Genomic DNA, 17,774 nt, shown 5'->3' with positions numbered 1-17,774 from the left:
ATTTTTAGGCAAGCACACCGCGCTGATAGTCAAACAATGCCTGTTGAATCTCTAACTGCGTATTCATTACAAACGGGCCGTATTGTACGATGGGTTCGCCAATGGGCTGCGCTGCCACCAGAATAGCTTTACCACTGAGGTGTTGGTCTGTACCGCAGTCCAGTAAGGCTTCATCACCGTCACTTAACACGGCAAGCCTACCCGCAGGCAGGGCTTGGCCTGCAATAGACACACACCCTTCGTAGCAATATATAAACGCGTTGTGACCCCGGGTAACAGGAAAGGTTACCTGGGATTGCGCCTGCCAGTGAATATCAATAAACAATGGCGACACTTTTGCCGTTTTTACCGGGCCACTTATCCCTGCAAGCTGCCCTGCCAATACCTTGGCGGAGACCTCTTCGTTAAGCGCAACGGTTTGCACTTCAGATGCAGGAATATCCTGGTATCCGGGTACCGACATTTTGTCTTTGGCAGGTAAATTCACCCACAATTGAAACCCTTTTAGTAACCCATCGGTTTGTTCGGGCATTTCTTCATGAATAATACCGCGTCCGGCATTCATCCATTGCAGCCCACCGGTTTCAATTAGCCCCTCATTGCCAACCGAGTCTTTATGGCGCATTTTGCCCTGTAGCATGTAAGTAACGGTTTGAAATCCTCGATGCGGATGTGGCGGAAAACCCGCGATGTATTCATTGGGTTTATCTGAACCAAAAAAATCCAGCATCAAAAAAGGGTCGAGATGCCGCAATACCGGCTGACCAATAATGCGGGTTAAACTCACCCCTGCTCCGTCCTGGGTTTGTGCGCCTTGCACTACCTGTTTAACACTTCTGATTGACATTACTTACTCCCATAAGGCCAGCGCAGGTCCAACCGGCACCACGCCAGTAGGATTGATCATGGTATGACTAAAATAATAATGCGTTTTAATGTGATCCATGTTCACCGTTGGCGCAATCCCTGGCATGCGGTAAATTCGCTTCATGTATTCATACGTTGCCGGATAGTCTTTTATCTGTTTCACATTGCATTTAAAGTGGCCATGATAAACAGGGTCAAAACGAATGAGCGTGGTAAACAACCTGATATCCGCTTCAGTAAATCGATTACCTACCAAATACGATTGAGTTTGTAAGATGGCTTCAACTCTCTCTAATGCCAGGAAAAGTGTTTTTACCGCTTGCTCATAAGCGCGCTGCTCGGTAGCGAATCCGGCCTTATAAACGCCATTATTAATATCGTGGTAAATCCAATCGTTAACCGCATCAATTTCTGCACGCAGTACTTCTGGATAGTAATCGTCACTGTTACCAGTAATCTGGTTAAATGCGCTGTTGAAAAAACGAATAATGTCAGCCGATTCATTATTTACGATTTGACGCGTACGGGTATCCCATAACACAGGCACGGTCACCCGCGAGGTAATAGAATGGTTTACTTGCTGATAAAGCTGATAGAGGTACTGATGACCATAAAGCATATCGCCGGTTGAGTCGGGATACGGCAAAAACGTCCAGCCATGTTCGCGCATTTTGGGGTTAACAATCGATACCGAAAGATGCGCTGAAAGACCTTTCAGCGCCCTCATGATCAATGTGCGATGCGCCCACGGGCAAGCCAGCGACACATAGAGATGGTACCGGCCACTTTCTGGCGCAAAGTCACCATCCGAAGAAATGGGTGAGCGAAACCGTGATGCTTGACGCTCAAATTTACCGTCAGTGCTTTTGGTGTCGTACCACTTGTCGTGCCAGGTACCCTCTACAAGTAATCCCATGTCCCCTCCTGCTCAGATCCTAATTGCGGCTTAAAAACGTTGAGTATTGTCAGTCTCTGCGCGTATTTCAGCACAATATCGCTTCACACTATTAACGTAATACTGGGACTGATTATTCGAAAGATTAGAATAACCGCGACACAATTTCCCGCGCAATGGGCATGGCACTGGTTGCGGCGGGTGACGGAGCATTGCCCACATGCAGTGTTAGCGGTGAAGAAACAAATTTAAAGTCGTGAATTAAATTGCCTTGTCTATCTACCGCCTGAGCTCGTATCCCCGCCCGATACGGCATAAAATCAGCAGCAGTAATGCCGGGACAATAACGACTGACTAACCTGGCGTAATAAGTTTTAGACATTGACGAGGACAGTTCTTTTACCGCTGCCTTGCGATAACACCATAACAATTTCCAAACATCCGGCTTGCCAAAAACGCCGCGCCATTGGGCGTCCCGGGAAAAAATGCCGCTGTACACTTCTTTGCCGGTGGCTAGCACTGCATTTGGGCCGACTGTAGTGTAACCACCAACCATCTTAGTTAAATGAACACCCAGAAACGGCATGTTTGGATCGGGTATGGGATAGATCAAATGCGAGGAAACGGCGTTGTATTTATCGACCAGACGAAAATACTCTCCACGAAATGGCAACATGCGAAAATCGCACGCCAACCCCTGACTTTTTATAATCTCATCACTGTAAATGCCGGCGCAATTTATTAAGAAATCAGCCTGAAAACTCGCTTTTCCCGCAGGTGTTTCAGCGCAAACCTGCACACAATCACCGAGTTCTTGTACACTGGTAACCTGATGCTGGTAACGCACATCCAGCCGGGCATGTTTAGCAGCCAGAGACAACAAACAGCAAGTTATCGCCTGATAGTCAGTGATCCCGGTTTGCTTTACTAAAAAACCACCAACTGCCCGTATGTTAGGTTCTTTTTGTCTGATTTGAGCAGCGCTAAGCATATCGGGCTGAAGATCATTATGCTCGCACCGTTCAAACAGCGACTGCATAGCCTCAAGTTCGCGGTTATCAGTAGCCACCAATAACTTACCACACTGTTCAAACGGTAATTGATGTTGCTTACAAAACGCCAGGGTATCTTCCAAACCTTGTCTGCAAAATGTTGCTTTCAGGCTTCCAGGTGCATAGTAGACCCCCGCATGTATCACACCTGAGTTTCTGCCAGTCTGATGACTCGCTGCCCTCTCCGCTTTGTCTAACAACAACACCCGGCAACCGGGTTTTCTCAGGCTTAACTCATGAGCGACGGCAGCACCTATAATACCCGCTCCAATTATTACAAAATCAAATGCAGACATGGGCAAATCATTGAAAAATGGTAAACTCAACCCGATAGTACCTGAGCACCAGTTCTCTGCAACAATTTCAAAGGTAAAAATATGACCTATCAGGAGCGGTTTGGCGGCATTACTCGCCTGTATGGAAGTGAACGTCAGCAACAGATCGCCAAAGCACACATTGCCGTTATTGGTATTGGTGGTGTGGGTTCATGGAGTGCAGAAGCGCTCGCAAGAACCGGCGTGGGCGCCATTACTTTGTTTGATTTGGACGATGTTTGCGTAACTAATACCAATCGTCAAATCCATGCGCTGCGCGATACTGTCGGCTCTCCCAAAGTAACCGTGATGGCCGAACGTATCAGGCAAATCAACCCCGATTGCAACGTTGAGGCAATTGAAGATTTTGTCACACCGGATACCGTTATGACGCATCTGAACGGTAATTTCACCGGTGTCATTGAAGCAACAGATTCCGTTACCGCTAAAGCCAGCATTATTTATTATTGTAAACGCAATAAAATCCCTGTTGTCACTGTGGGTGGTGCGGGCGGACAGATAGACCCTACACAAATTACGTGTGGCGACCTGGCAAAAACCATTCAGGATCCGCTGGCAGCGAAACTGCGCAATTTGTTGCGACGACAGTATGGATTTAGCAAAAATCCAAAGCGTAAATTTGGTATTGATTGCATTTATTCCACAGAGCAGCTTCGGTATCCACAGCCAGATGGTTCGGTATGCTTTAACAAATCGCTGGAAGAAGGCAGTACGCGATTAGATTGCGCTTCTGGATTTGGTGCCTCAGTTGCAGTGACAGCCAGCTTCGGTATGATTGCCGCTGCGCGCATGATAAACAAACTTACCGGCGCATAGGAACTCGACATTTTAGCGCTTGTCGCGCACAATCGGTTAATACTGCTGTTGCGGAACGACACTCAAACAGGAAGCCCGCGAATGAACCAACAAGAATTAGAAACATTAATGAAAGACAGCGCGCAGGATGCTGTAGATACCAGTAAAGAAATTTTCAATGTCACACTGGATTACAGTGCCGACAGCATTATATTGGTAGACGACTTGCTACTGGCTTTTGTTGCCAGATATCAGGATCAGGCATTGGAAGATGAAGCCGTTTTCACTTTGTGCAATATCTATGGCGCCTATATTGGTGAAGTGATGCGCAGTCTTACAGGGGGTCAGTGGCGATACGACACTTCCGATGAAAAAGCCCCTTTTGTGGCGCTGGCCATTGGCGAATTTTCCTATGCTTTCGCCGGTATTTGTTACGAACGGTTAGTTAACAACAGTGCAATTTCAGTAAAAGCGTATTTTGATCAGGCGATCGCCAATAACACGCAATAAGTGATTTTGCATTACCATACACAATTATGTATGCGCAATAACGCGGGTCTGGCAGACCCGCAATCATCTGCTTGTTTGCTCCGTTCTTACACCCGGTAAAAACTGCCAGTCTTCAATCATAATGTTTACATGTCGGCTTTTTGCCAGCATGTATGCCATTATCGACAACCCGATAAAAATGCTCCCGTAGTACACATTAAACTGACCACCGGTTTTCAGGATAAACATCGACACTGCCAACAACTGGCTGACTATACCAACCCAGCACAGAGGCTTTAACCAACGTCGCCATTTTACCTTTTGCTTTTGCCATAAACGGGCACGAAAACTGGTAAGCACAAAAACCAACAGAAAGGGAACCGAAACCAGCAATTGCCAAACTAACCAGTTGCTATGAACAAAAACCAGTTTAAACAAGGTATCGGCTTCTTCCGGCAATGCGCTGATCAGCAGCACAAACAACAGGTCCCTCGCACCAAAGGCCAAAAAACCATACCACCAGGCCGGCGGCAAGACCACGCCAGCCTCGTCGTAACAATGCAGTGGTAGCGGAATACTCACCTAACACTACCCAATCGATTTATTAAAATGAAAGCTAGAAATCGGCATGCCATGGGCAAAATAAAAACCATGGGCCCGGGTTCGCTGCGTACCAGAATCGAGATGCAGCGATACACACCCATGGGACTCTGCGTGTGTCTGACAACATTGCAATAACGCATCGCCAATGCCTTTACTGCGCATGGACTCGTCGACCACCAGATCATCAATATACATATGCTTGCCCCAGGCCAGTTTTTCGCCCAGCACAAAACCGGCCACTCCCACGACCAACCCATCACAATAGGCCACTGCCAGGCGGTAACCAGACTGCCATTGACGAACAATAGCACTACTTAATTCGTCAACAGAAAACTGGGGCCGCAAGTACTGCATAACACGACTGACATCAGGTAGCGGAACATCCTGAAGTGTAGCGGGAATAACACATTCAACAGCAGACAATTCGTGATCCTTCATAGGTTTTTAATAAAGAAATTTGCTATACTTCGCGCTTTGTAGCTTACCAAAGATATTCAGAAAGCCAATCTTTATGACCGTTGAAAAATTTGACCCCAAACAAACCACTACACTGGATGCACCGAAAGCCGTGCTGGCCGAAGCGGCGGCATCCGCTCAGACTGGCGAAAATCAATCGCGCATAGGGTTTGTTTCATTGGGTTGCCCCAAAAATCTGGTAGATTCAGAACGTATTCTTACCCAATTGCGCACCGAAGGGTATGACGTTGTACCAACCTATAATGATGCGGATCTGGTTATTGTAAATACCTGTGGTTTTATTGACGCTGCGGTGCAGGAATCTCTGGATACCATTGGTGAAGCATTAAAGGAAAACGGCAAAGTAATTGTTACCGGGTGTCTGGGCATCAAGGAAAATGACATTCGCGAAGTACATCCCAATGTACTGGCAATCACCGGTCCGCATGCTTATGAGGAAGTGGTAAATCAGGTGCACGAACACCTGCCCAAACCGAGCCATAACCCGTTTGAGCATTTGATTCCGGATCACGGTGTAAAACTCACGCCCCGCCACTACGCTTATTTAAAGATATCTGAAGGCTGTAACCATCGTTGTACCTTCTGCATTATCCCGTCAATGCGTGGCGATTTGGTAAGTCGTCCGGTAGGCGAAATTCTGGATGAAGCCAAGCGATTAAAAAATGCAGGGGTGAGCGAGTTACTGGTTATTTCTCAGGATACCAGTGCATATGGTGTTGACGTAAAACATCGCACGGGTTTTTGGGACGGCATGCCGGTTAAAACCCATTTGCTGCAACTCTGCCAAAAGCTAGGCGAAATGGACATGTGGGTGCGTTTGCACTATGTATACCCCTACCCGCATGTTGACGATTTAATCCCACTGATGAATGAAGGGAAAATTCTGCCGTATTTGGATATTCCATTTCAGCATGCCAACAAGCGTATTCTTAAACTCATGAAACGCCCAGGCAGCGCAGAACGCACACTTGAGCGTATTAAAAAATGGCGCGAGCAATGCCCGCAGTTGATCATTCGCTCTACTTTCATCGTAGGCTTCCCTGGTGAAACAGAAGAAGAATTTGAAGAGTTACTGGAGTTTATCCGCGAGGCTGAGCTGGATCGCGTTGGATGTTTCGCTTATTCACCGGTTGAGGGCGCAGTTGCCAACGATTTACCCAACCCGGTTGATGAAGACGTGAAACAAGCTCGTCTGGAGCGCTTTATGGCGGTGCAAAGCGAAATTAGCGCGGCACGGTTAAAAGCTCGCGTAGGGCAAGAGTACCAAATTGTGATTGATTCCGTTGACGCTGAAGGTGCGGTAGGACGTTGCTATGCCGATGCGCCTGAAGTAGATGGCGTTGTGCATTTAAATGGCGTTTATGATGTTCAGCCAGGCCAACGTGTATGGGCAGAAGTGATCCATACCAATGAACACGACATGTGGGCCGTTATGTCAGACGATCAGGACGACGCGTTTGAAGAGGACGCAGAGTAAAGCCCGCTAGGTTGACCCGCTAGGTTGACCCGCTAGGTTGACCCGCTAGGGCATTATGCGACATGAAACAACAGCCGCTTAGCGTCATATTAAGCGGCTCTTTTATTACCAGGGAAGTTCACCACCATTGGCATGAATAAAACTGCCAGCATTGTCCAGGGTCAATTCGTTTATTCTGTCGATTAATCTGGCCGCTGCGGTATCCGCATCCACATCCCCCTGACCACCCACCATATCGGTTTGCACGAAGCCAGGATGAAACAATCCCACAGCAACACCACGAGGCGCCAAATCTTTTGCCAGCGAGACACCGGCGGCATTCAGCGCGGCTTTGCTCATACGATAACCATAATACCCGCCGGAACTGTTGTCAGCCATGGATCCCATACGGCTGGTGATCAACGCGACTTTTGCGCCTGAGCGCAAGTTTTCAAGCAAGCACTGAGTCACCAATAATGGGCCCATTGCATTAACCCGAAACTGATAATCAATAGTATTGGGTTGCCAGTCGCTAACACTCTCACGGGCCAGCACGCCGGCATTGTTTATCAGCAGATCAATGCTCACATTCTTCAGGCCCTGCAAACTGGCTGGAAGGGTATCGGGATTCCCTACATCAACACCGTCAATTACGGTTGCACCGCTTTGCGTTAAGGCATCTGAACTATTGCGGCATAGACCGTATACTGCGTGACCGGCAGCTATTAATTGTTTTGCTAAGGCTAGCCCAATGCCGCGATTGGCGCCTGTTATGACTACGTTCAAGATTATCTCCCGTTTACCGCGCGCTTAATGTCGCTAACAAAGCGACTAAATCTTCCGGCGTATCAATACCCACTGGTGGTGGAAACTTTGCCAGTTCTACATGAATCGCATCGTCGTTCCACAACGCCCTCAGTTGCTCCAGCGATTCAATATGTTCCAGGGCAGAAGGTGCATAGCTTACATATTGTTTAATATACTGGGCGCGATAAGCGTAAAGTCCAATATGACGACGATACAGCGTGGGATCCACACTGACAGGCTGCGCCATCATGGTGTCCCGCGCAAAAGGTATCACCGAGCGGGAAAAATACATGGCTCTACCACTGGCAGATGCAACCACTTTTACTACATTGGGGTTGAGTACTTCCGCGGCAGTATGAATTTCTGTACAAAGCGTAGCCATTTGCCAGGTTTTACTGGATGCCAAATTAGCGGCTACCTGCTGAATATTCCCGGCAGGTACAAAAGGCTCGTCACCCTGAACATTCACCACTATAGTGTCATCGGGTATTTGCCTGCTGCGCACTACTTCTGCGATGCGCTCGGTACCCGATGTATGTGCAGCATCTGTCATCACTACATCGGCAAATTTACTGGCAACCGAGGCAATGCGCTGGTCGTCTGTGGCAACAATCACCGCACTCGCACCCGCTTCTTGCGCTCGTTCAACAACGTGCTGAATCATCGGCTTACCCAGAATATCTACCAGTGGTTTGCCAGGAAAACGCGTAGACTGGTAGCGGGCCGGTATCACTACAGTAAAAGCCATGCTTTACCCCTTTTTCAGTGCCTCGAGTTGTTCCAGAGAAATACTGCTCGCCTGCTCTTCCAGCAGAACCGGGATCCCATCATGCAGTGGGTAAACCAGCCGATCAAAGCGACAAATCAACGCGTCTGCGTTTTGATGTTGTGCAAACAGCAACTTCCCTTTACACACGGGACAGGCTATTACATCCAGTAGTTTTCTATCGAATGCCATGTTACATCCTTAATGGCGCTGCATAAAGCGGCGCAGTTGTTCAATAATATTAGTATAAAAATCGTCTGGCATAGATGCCGAAACCGGCTGGTACCAACAATCATCATGGGCGATGTTACTCACTTTTACCGCATCTTTTTCGGTCATAATTACGGTACCTGCAGGGATATCTGCAATCGTAATGGCGTGGTGATCAGGCAGCGCAATCGTGTTTGATACAGTCAGTCCCATCTGCGCCAGTTGGGTAAAAAAGCGTTGCGGATCGCCAATGCCTGCCATTGCACTAATGTGCTGATTACGCAGGGCAAGTTCACTCACTTGTATTTGCATTTCAGAATGCTTCACATTGATTAAATCGCCCGGCGTAAAACGCATGGGAATAGGATTAAATCGCGAAAGCTCGGCAGGTATGTTTACCTCTGCGCTACCCTTATTAAAAATAATGGCATCCACCGCAGATAAACGCCACATTCCCTCTCTTAGCGGCCCCATAGGCATCAGTTTTCCGTTACCGAACAAGCGGCCATCCACGACAACCAGTTCAATATCTCTTGCAAGGGCATAATGTTGCAACCCATCATCACTGATAATCACATCACACTGGTGTTGCGAAATCAGGTGATTTGCGCCACGTGGACGTACCGGGTCAATCACAACAGGCACACCGCAGCGCCTGGCGATAAGTAACGGCTCGTCACCGGTCATATCGCTGCTAAGATCAGGGTTAACATCAAATGGAAAATGGGTTGCTTTAGCCCCGTAGCCGCGGCTGACTACACCAACGCGAAACCCGGCTTGTTTAAGTGCATCGCAAAGGGCAACGACTAACGGAGTTTTTCCATTTCCTCCCACGCTGATGTTCCCGACCACAATAACAGGCACACCAACACGCGTTTGTTTGAACCACCCGCGTTGGAAAAAACAGCGTCGCAGACCGCTTATCACGGCAAATACTGCACTCAGTGGCAAAAACAACCATTGGTACCAGGCTCCCTGATACCACATTCGGGTAATCCAATTCACTGGCTATTCCCCGAATTGCATGGCGTGTAATTGCGCGTAGGCACCGCCGGCCGCCAACAACTGCTGGTGTTGGCCGCATTCCACCACTTTTCCCTGATCAACGACCAGAATTTGATCTGCATTTTCGATAGTAGACAGACGATGGGCAATAATAATACTGGTACGGTTTTGCTGCAGACGCTCCAGCGCGTCCTGGATCATTCTTTCGGATTCGGTATCAAGCGCTGACGTAGCCTCGTCCAGGATGAGAATGGGTGCATCGAGCAACAGCGCCCGAGCAATCGCCACACGCTGGCGTTGACCGCCAGACAAACTGGCACCATCTTCCCCCACCATAGTATCCAGGCCCTGCTCCATTTGATCAGCAAATTCCATTACATGCGCCAATCGGGCAGCGTGCTCAATCTGCTGGCGAGTAACCGATTCACTTACGCCATAAGCAATATTATTGGCAATGGTGTCGTTGAATAACGTTACCTGCTGCGACACCAGCGCAATATTCTTGCGAAGGGAAGCAAGAGTAAAAGCGTTAATATCTGTCTCATCAATCTGAATACTGCCCTGTTGTGGCAAATAAAAACGTGTGATTAACGATGACAACGTCGACTTACCGCTTCCCGACCGTCCCACCAGCGCGACACTGCTTCCAGCAGGTACATGCATACTGATTTGGTTGATGGCTGGCTGGGATTTACCCGGATAAGTAAAGATAACATCGTTAAATCGAATATCACCCGACACACGTCCTGCTTCCAGCTTACCGTTATCGGTTTCCGGCTGCTCATCAAGTACCGCAAAGATACTCTGACACGCCGCCATACCTTTTTGAAACTCGCTGTTAACGGTAGTGAGCTGCTTAAGGGGTTTTAGCAGCATCACCATGTAGAAGACGATAGTCACAAACGTACCAGCAGTAAGATCGGCCAATAACCCAGGCGTACTGGCAATATACAAAACCACTGCGAGTGCCAGGGATGCAATAACCTGAATAGTCGACACACTGAGTGTTTGAGTGACCGCCAGCTTCATATTTTGCTGTCTGTTACTATTGCTCTTTTGAGCAAAACGCTGCTGTTCTTTATTCTGGCCGCCGAACATCAGCACCACTTTGTGGCCCTTTACTACCTGTTCAACTGAACTGGTAAGGCTGCCCATAGACTGTTGAATGCTGCGACTCACTTTGCGAAACCGCTTGGTCACAAATGACACCACCACGGCAACGACTGGCCCAACGAACAGGAATACCAGGGATAACTGCCATGAGAGATAGAACATCCACAACAAGATCCCCACCACCAACGCCCCTTCTCGCACCAGTACGGCTAGTGCCTTACTTGACGCCCCGGCAATTTGGTCGGTGTCGTAAATCACTTTGGATATCAGATTGCCCTTTGACTGCTGATCGTGATAACTCACTGGCAAACTAATGTATTTAGCGAACAGTTGCTGGCGCATTTTCATCACAACCTGTGATCCTATCCAGCTTAATGCGTAACTGCCCAGAAAATTGAAAATGCCCCGCAACATAAACACCGGCACAACCAGATACGCGGCCATTCTAAGATAATCAAAGTCTTGTTTGTTCAAAGCCTGATCAATCACCGGTTGAACCTGAGAAATCACAAACGTGTCGATGGCAGAATAGCCAACCATGCCAAAAAACGCAGCAACAAATGCGAGCTTGTAATCACGCAGATAGGAAAAAAAACGTTTTGTTGGCAAATCTGTAGAGCTGTTTGGTTGCATAGCACACTAATATCAGAATAAATCGCGCGTATTGTACCTGTTATATGGTCAATTCACTAATTTCAAAATGATTTGTGGTACCAGGGACCTGACAACCGGTATTCCTCTGTCGTTATTGTCTTGTTAAACGTCAATTTCAGATAACCTGAACGACTGGTGTTAATTGTGTGTATTTTTCGCTGCTGATAACGATTGACGACGTGTTTATTTGGAAAGCCCCATCGATTTAACCAGCCCTGTGAAAATACCACCAGATCAGGCGACACCGCTTCAATAAATCCCGGCGTTGAAGATGTCGCACTGCCATGATGGGGAGCTAACAAAACGTCCGCGCGCAGCGACACGGTATCATCAACAGCGCCTGTAGCAGTGAGCTGCTCTTCGGCCAGGGCTTCAATGTCGCCGGGAAAGAGTGCTGAAAATTGATTGCCCGACACTTTCACTACACACGAGAGATTATTCTCAGAATACACCTCATCGTTCATCACATTTGGCCATAAAAGCTCAAACGTTAATCCCTCCCATTGCCACTGGGAACCTCCGACACATCCAGCCTTTGGTGACACTACACGAATATTTGGATAGGCCTGCATAATTGCATCGAGACCACCTGCATGGTCATTGTCAAAATGACTGATGATCACAAGCTCCGGTGACAGGCCTTGATAGAGTAGAAATGGCAATAACACCTGCTGAGCATAGCCGCCTGTGTCGCCGTAGGCGGCGCCAGTGTCAAATATTACTGCCTTGCCGTTACGCGTAACTAATGACGCATTGCCCTGACCAACGTCAAAGTAATGAATTTCCCAGTTATTTTGGGGCAGAATAAAGCTTAATGAAAAAAGTACCCCACCAATGACGTAACAGGTTATCAGCTTCTTTTTAGCGCGAAATGGCAACACAAATACCAACAAAGCCAGTGTGCACAGAAAAATAAGCCCCTTCTGACTGGTATCAATCAATACCGAATCCGCGTGCAACATTATCCACGTGATCAAGTGTTGTAAACCATCAATCGATCTACTGATTAACTCACCCAATACATTAAGATATTCATAAATAAATACTGAATTTTCGGGTAGACAGGCAAGTAACAATAAGCCAACCACGCAAGCAGGTACGATCAACACACTAATCAACGGAACATAAATCAGGTTCACGATGGCAGACACCCAGCTAACCGAATGAAAAACAACCAGAGTAAGAGGAACAAGTCCCGCATTTAACATCAGTTGCATTGTTAAAAACTGTTGCCATTTAGGTTTGTCGGACGTAAATCGGCTTTGCCATCGCCAGTGTACAGCCATGATCACAGCGACCGCGCCTAAACTCAGATACAAGGCAATGCCGTATATAGCCGTGGGCTCAACAACCATGCACAAGGTTGCTGTTAGCATCAGCATTAACCACCGTCCAATTCGTTTAGACCACCAGCATAGGCAAATAAACAAACACAACACCACGTAGGCCCGAATCACCGAGACTTGCCAGTTTGCGCAATACGCGTATGCCGTGCTGCCTGCCAGCATACATACCCACTGAATAGGTAGCAGTGAACCTCGCCTGACGCTTGTCATGCTGAACAATAACAAGGTGACGATCTGCACAACCACTACGATTACCCCACCCGCCACCGCAAGGTGCAAACCGGAAATCGCAAATAAATGCGCCGTGCCGGATTGCTTCAGTAATCTCCAATCGTCCTCGTTGAACCCGCTGCGATCGCCAAACATCAGCGCATTCAGCCATTTCTTGCCGGGTACCTCCAGGCTAAGCAGTTTTTGTTGTAGCCGCGAACGCGGTGATAAAGAGGGTTCCATCAGTTGAATCTGTTCGCCCTGCACATATCCTGTACGAACAATACTCTGGCTGACATACCATTTTTGCGTATCAAAACCAGCGGGGTTGGCTACCGCTCTGGCTGGTCGCACTCTGGCCTGCAGCCGCACTTTCTGGGCTACCCGGAATTGTTTCGTGGGTTCATAGTAATAAATCAGACAGGTTAATGATGATGGCCAGGGCTCGCCATCAATCCGTAAGTGATCCAGCACTAGTCTATCGCTGCGCCGACTGTGTGAAATGTCAGCAATTCGTCCTTCAATTGTGACATCTTGTTGAATTTCACCACCCAGCTGTTGCCAGTGAAGGTATCTTTGGCCTACACTCGCTGCCCAAAGGATACCTGCGCATGAGCCAATAGCGAGCCACACCAGTATTTGATTGACGTTAGTCAATAAAAACAAAGGTCGCTTTTTGCCTTGTTGTGCAACAAAGAGTAGTATTCCAGCAACGGTTATCAGCACATACTGTGTAGTGGTTGATGGAATGGATGTCCACCATTGTGACGACACCATTGCGCAACAAAAACCTGTTGTAATACTGCCTGTTATGTGTCCGTTCACCCAAATGACTCAGTTGTCAAAATAGTTTGATAGGTATGCCTAAAAAGTTCATAAAGCGTTTATTGCCTGATCATCAGTCGATCAAAAACAATCGAGCATTAAAAGTATTCGGCACTATTCTGCATGAGCCGAACTTGTGGCATCTGAATCGAAAATCGGCTGCCGGTGCGTTTGGAATCGGACTGTTTTTTGCGTTTTGGCCAGTACCGTTCCAAATGTGGTTGTCTGCCGCCACGGCGATCCCCTGCCGGGTTAATCTCCCCCTATCAATCGCAACCGTGTGGATTACCAATCCCTTTACCATGCCGCCTATATTCTATGGCGCCTACCTGATTGGCTCTACTGTACTAGGGACCGATTCTCAGGCATTTCATTTTGAACCAACATGGGAATGGGTGGTGAATTCACTGTCTACCATAGGACCAGCTTTCTTGCTGGGCTGCGGCATTTGCTCCGTTGTATTTGGTATTGCCGGGTATTACAGTCTTAACTGGCTGTGGCGCTTTTCGGTTCGTAAAGCCTGGCAAGCCCGTAAGCTAAAACGCAGTCAAAATGCAGCCTGAATGATTAATACCAATTCCTAAGAAATTCATTGTCTCTTCACCCCTTTATTAAAAGGCGCGCTGTCCCCTAAACTAGTTTAGGGGTAATTACCTATAATAATCGTACAAAATACGACCTACCATTTACACATCATTAACAATGATGCCAACACCAGTTTGAGGAACGATATCGGGCCTGCTGACCTACCTCACATTGGATTGTTACAGGAAATACACATTGAGATGTTGTGGAGAGGTATAATGAAAAATCGTATTAAAACCGGTTTAGGTAAAACCACCCATTGCGGGTTGTTAGTGGGTTTGTCGCTATTATCAACAACTGCAATGGCTACCGTAATTTCAAGCCAAAGCAATGCTTACGGACTAGGTGTTAATCTCGAAATCGACATTGAGAGTGTTGCTGTGGCACAAGCTAATGCAACATTGCCAGTCTTACTTCAACAGACAGCGCCAAGCGCCTATGACATGTCCAATACTGCTCTGTCACTGGCAACAAATATCACTACTACCCTCAGCGAAATACAAGACGTAAGCGTATTTGCATCAGCCGGTGTATTTTCAAGCCAAATAATATCAGACACCGACGGCAATGCCGGCAACAGAACAACGTCAGCGTACAGCGAGGTAAGTAGTCTTGCCGCAAGCGTGACCGATACCACGTTTCCTCTCAATTTGAGCGCATTATTAGCAATAAGCAGTACCACACTGAATAGCTATGCTGAAGTATCTGGAGACTGGAACACGTTTACTGCCACAGGCAGTTCGATGATAGAAGATTTGAGCATCTTTTTCCTGGGGGAGCAGGTTGACTTGATTGCCGAGGGGATATCTGTCGATGTACTGGCTGGTTCAACGCCTAACTTCCAGCTTATCGATTTTGCCGGTATTGCCGGGCTAAATTTGATCCTGAATCAACAAGTTAACCAATGCGCAATGCCCGGCTATTGCTCCATGGAGGTCAACGCACTGCGTTTTATATTTGAAGGTGTCAGCCTGCTGGATGCGGGTATAGACGGCCTGATAAACGGCGACATCATCATTGGTCACAGTTACGCAGACATGTCCGGCATACCTGCATCGCCCGTGAATGCGCCAACCGCAATTTACATGCTTGTAATGGCTACGGCTTTGAGTATAGCCAGAGCTAAGCGCTAACCGCATGTACCCGGGAAGTGCAGCATTAACGCTGCACTTTTACATGATCTAGACTAATCCCTGATCATTCAGGAAAGACATCAAACGCGCTTCGTCCCACACCTCGACGCCCAATTCCTGCGCTTTGGTTAATTTGGAGCCGGCCTTTTCTCCTGCTACCAGGAAATCAGTTTTTGCTGAAACACTGCCTGCTACTTTGGCACCCGCTTGTTGAAGCAGCGCTTTTACCTCATCACGGGACAACACGCTCAACGTACCTGTTACCACTGCCGTTTTACCCAAAAGCACCTGTTCTTCTATCTTCGGCGCTTCGATGGCAGGCCAATGAACACCCGCCTCAATCAGGCCGGTTATCACTTCAAGGTTATGCGCTTCGGCAAAGAAATTGGCAATGTGCTGGGCAACCACAATGCCCACATCCTGCACGGTTTGCAATGTTTCGACATCCGCCTGCTTTATCGCGTCCAATGACGTAAAGTGTATGGCCAGGTTAAGGGCTGTGGCTTCGCCGACTTCCCGGATCCCAAGGGAATAAAGAAATTTAGCCAGTGTGGTTTGCTTTGATGCTTCAATAGCATTAATCAAATTCACCGCTGACTTCTCACCCATGCGCTCCAGTTGTATTAACGATGGCAAAGACAGGTGAAATATATCTACCGGCGTATGCAATAAATCCGCATCAACAAGTTGATCAATTAATTTGTCACCTAATCCGTCGATGTCCATGGCTTTGCGTGAGGCAAAATGTTTCAACGCCTGTTTGCGCTGTGCGCCACAGATCAAACCACCGGTACATCGAGCAACCGCTTCATCATCCAGTTTTTCAACATGAGAATCACACACCGGACAGGTCTGCGGAAATACGATCGCCTTAGCATCGGCTGGTCGTTTAGCAGTAACAACAGAGACAACCTGCGGGATCACGTCACCAGCACGGCGAATTACAACGGTATCGCCGGTCATCACACCCAGGCGATCTATTTCGTCCTGATTGTGCAATGTGGCATTTGATACGGTTACCCCGCCTACAAATACGGGCTCCAGCCGTGCAACAGGCGTAATGGCTCCTGTTCGTCCTACCTGGAATTCAACATCCAGCAAACGGGTCATTTCTTCCTGTGCAGGAAACTTGTGCGCAATTGCCCAGCGCGGCGCCCGGGCTACAAAGCCCAATTGCTCCTGAAGCGCAATGGTATCCACTTTAAATACCACTCCATCAATGTCATAGGGCAATGCCTCGCGCTGCGCTAATATTCGTTCATAGTACGCCAAACAGCCATTCGCACCCGTTGTGGTATCCACTTCAGGACACAATGGTAATCCCCAGTCTGCCAATTGCCGTAAACGAGCAGAATGCGAAACGGGTAACGCAAAAGAATCAGGCGCGACCACGCCAAGTGAATAAGTATAAAACATCAGTGGCCGTTTAGCTGTTATGCGTGAATCGAGCTGACGTAAACTCCCCGCTGCCGCATTACGCGGATTGGCAAACACCTTTAAACCCGCTTCGCGTTGACTGTTGTTTAATTTTTCAAAGCCGGCTTTAGGCATGAACACTTCACCACGCACTTCAAGCCGCTCTGGAAACTGTGTCCCCCTTAATTTGAGTGGCACATTGCTGATGGTGCGTACATTCGCAGTAATGTTCTCACCGACCTGACCATCCCCCCGGGTAGCGGCTCTTACCAGTTGGCCATTTTCATACAAAATAGACACGGCCAGTCCATCGAGTTTGGGCTCACAACTGAAAGGTAGCGCTGCCGTATCCTTTAACCGGTCTTTGATGCGCTTTTCAAATGCATTGAGTTCGTCTTCGCTAAAGGCGTTATCAAGCGACAACATCGGTACTTCATGGGTTACCTGCTCAAAGGATCCCAAGGGCTGCCCGCCTATCTTTTGTGTAGGAGAATCGTCACTAATGAGTTCAGGATGTTGGGCTTCCAGTGCTTTTAACGACTGGAACAAGCGGTCGTATTCACTGTCTGGAACGGTGGGATTATCCAGCACATAGTACTGGTAGTTATATTCGTTAATAGTGTCGCGCAACGCTTCTAATTGCGCGTTAATGGATTGTGTATTCATGAAGCTGTCTCATAAAACACGCTGGCAGCGTGCGAAAGAAGGTTAGACGGGCTGGCGTTACCAGCCCTG

General features: G+C 47.9%; 17 protein-coding genes. 5 read left to right on the top strand and 12 right to left on the bottom strand.

Annotation, left to right across the window (positions count from 1 at the left end; translation table 11 throughout):
• Window positions 1–4: 4 nt before the first annotated feature.
• The 3 genes from FJ444_RS05460 to lhgO all read right to left on the bottom strand — a co-directional run bounded on the left by FJ444_RS05460 (window position 5) and on the right by lhgO (window position 3,110).
• Entirely contained in the window at window positions 5–847 is an 843-nt protein-coding gene (locus FJ444_RS05460) for a pirin family protein (RefSeq protein WP_140956902.1), read from the bottom strand.
• Window positions 848–850: 3 nt separating this feature from the next.
• The gene (locus tag FJ444_RS05455) at window positions 851–1,783 is read right to left on the bottom strand and encodes a glutathione S-transferase family protein (protein WP_140956901.1); all 933 of its coding nucleotides are present in this window, start codon (window positions 1,781–1,783) and stop codon (window positions 851–853) included.
• 124 nt (window positions 1,784–1,907) lie between these two features.
• Window positions 1,908–3,110, bottom strand: a complete 1,203-nt coding sequence (lhgO, locus tag FJ444_RS05450; RefSeq protein ID WP_140956900.1) for an L-2-hydroxyglutarate oxidase — start codon at window positions 3,108–3,110, stop codon at window positions 1,908–1,910.
• A gap of 81 nt (window positions 3,111–3,191) precedes the next feature.
• Between lhgO and tcdA the strand changes: the two genes are divergently transcribed.
• Window positions 3,192–3,965: a tRNA cyclic N6-threonylcarbamoyladenosine(37) synthase TcdA gene (gene tcdA / locus FJ444_RS05445; protein WP_140956899.1), complete on the top strand. Its 774-nt coding sequence runs from the start codon at window positions 3,192–3,194 to the stop codon at window positions 3,963–3,965.
• An 81-nt stretch (window positions 3,966–4,046) separates the two neighbouring features.
• Window positions 4,047–4,454 carry a hypothetical protein gene (locus tag FJ444_RS05440; protein ID WP_140956898.1) on the top strand — a complete coding sequence of 136 codons (408 nt, stop codon included), beginning with the start codon at window positions 4,047–4,049 and terminating at the stop codon, window positions 4,452–4,454.
• Window positions 4,455–4,517: 63 nt separating this feature from the next.
• Here FJ444_RS05440 and FJ444_RS05435 read toward each other — a convergent pair whose 3' ends face one another.
• Both FJ444_RS05435 and FJ444_RS05430 read right to left on the bottom strand, forming a co-directional pair.
• Entirely contained in the window at window positions 4,518–5,015 is a 498-nt protein-coding gene (locus tag FJ444_RS05435; RefSeq protein ID WP_140956897.1) for a DUF2919 family protein, read from the bottom strand.
• 6 nt (window positions 5,016–5,021) lie between these two features.
• Complete coding sequence (locus FJ444_RS05430; RefSeq protein WP_140956896.1) at window positions 5,022–5,474, bottom strand: GNAT family N-acetyltransferase; 453 nt, start codon at window positions 5,472–5,474, stop codon at window positions 5,022–5,024.
• A gap of 73 nt (window positions 5,475–5,547) precedes the next feature.
• On the opposite strand from FJ444_RS05430, the gene rimO reads away from it, so the two are divergent.
• Window positions 5,548–6,990 (top strand): 30S ribosomal protein S12 methylthiotransferase RimO, encoded by a 1,443-nt coding sequence (gene rimO, locus FJ444_RS05425; protein WP_140956895.1) that lies wholly within the window; start codon window positions 5,548–5,550, stop codon window positions 6,988–6,990.
• A gap of 105 nt (window positions 6,991–7,095) precedes the next feature.
• On the opposite strand, the gene FJ444_RS05420 is transcribed toward rimO, so the two are convergent.
• The 6 genes from FJ444_RS05420 to FJ444_RS05395 all read right to left on the bottom strand — a co-directional run bounded on the left by FJ444_RS05420 (window position 7,096) and on the right by FJ444_RS05395 (window position 13,857).
• Window positions 7,096–7,755, bottom strand: a complete 660-nt coding sequence (locus tag FJ444_RS05420; RefSeq protein WP_140956894.1) for an SDR family oxidoreductase — start codon at window positions 7,753–7,755, stop codon at window positions 7,096–7,098.
• Between the two features lie 13 nt (window positions 7,756–7,768).
• A complete protein-coding gene (gene kdsB, locus FJ444_RS05415) occupies window positions 7,769–8,524 on the bottom strand; it encodes a 3-deoxy-manno-octulosonate cytidylyltransferase (RefSeq protein WP_140956893.1) in 756 nt (251 codons plus the stop codon).
• Window positions 8,525–8,527: 3 nt separating this feature from the next.
• Window positions 8,528–8,734: a Trm112 family protein gene (locus FJ444_RS05410; RefSeq protein ID WP_140956892.1), complete on the bottom strand. Its 207-nt coding sequence runs from the start codon at window positions 8,732–8,734 to the stop codon at window positions 8,528–8,530.
• 9 nt (window positions 8,735–8,743) lie between these two features.
• The gene (lpxK, locus tag FJ444_RS05405; RefSeq protein WP_255439032.1) at window positions 8,744–9,757 is read right to left on the bottom strand and encodes a tetraacyldisaccharide 4'-kinase; all 1,014 of its coding nucleotides are present in this window, start codon (window positions 9,755–9,757) and stop codon (window positions 8,744–8,746) included.
• Window positions 9,758–9,760: 3 nt separating this feature from the next.
• The gene (gene msbA, locus FJ444_RS05400; protein WP_140956891.1) at window positions 9,761–11,503 is read right to left on the bottom strand and encodes a lipid A export permease/ATP-binding protein MsbA; all 1,743 of its coding nucleotides are present in this window, start codon (window positions 11,501–11,503) and stop codon (window positions 9,761–9,763) included.
• Window positions 11,504–11,565: 62 nt separating this feature from the next.
• The gene (locus FJ444_RS05395) at window positions 11,566–13,857 is read right to left on the bottom strand and encodes a DNA internalization-related competence protein ComEC/Rec2 (RefSeq protein ID WP_140956890.1); all 2,292 of its coding nucleotides are present in this window, start codon (window positions 13,855–13,857) and stop codon (window positions 11,566–11,568) included.
• An 83-nt stretch (window positions 13,858–13,940) separates the two neighbouring features.
• Here FJ444_RS05395 and FJ444_RS05390 point away from each other — a divergent pair, with 83 nt between their 5' ends.
• Window positions 13,941–14,468, top strand: coding sequence for a DUF2062 domain-containing protein (locus tag FJ444_RS05390; protein WP_140956889.1), 528 nt, complete (start codon window positions 13,941–13,943; stop codon window positions 14,466–14,468).
• Window positions 14,469–14,708: 240 nt separating this feature from the next.
• Entirely contained in the window at window positions 14,709–15,623 is a 915-nt protein-coding gene (locus FJ444_RS05385) for a hypothetical protein (RefSeq protein ID WP_140956888.1), read from the top strand.
• 48 nt (window positions 15,624–15,671) lie between these two features.
• On the opposite strand, the gene ligA is transcribed toward FJ444_RS05385, so the two are convergent.
• Entirely contained in the window at window positions 15,672–17,705 is a 2,034-nt protein-coding gene (gene ligA / locus FJ444_RS05380) for an NAD-dependent DNA ligase LigA (protein WP_140956887.1), read from the bottom strand.
• Between the last annotated feature and the right edge of the window lie 69 nt (window positions 17,706–17,774).

It is taken from the genome of Aestuariibacter sp. GS-14 (assembly GCF_006494365.1).
GTDB classification, from domain to species: domain Bacteria; phylum Pseudomonadota; class Gammaproteobacteria; order Enterobacterales; family Alteromonadaceae; genus Alteromonas; species Alteromonas mangrovi.
The sequence above is the reverse complement of the archived record's forward strand: the minus strand, read 5'-3'. Positions and strand labels throughout refer to the sequence as shown.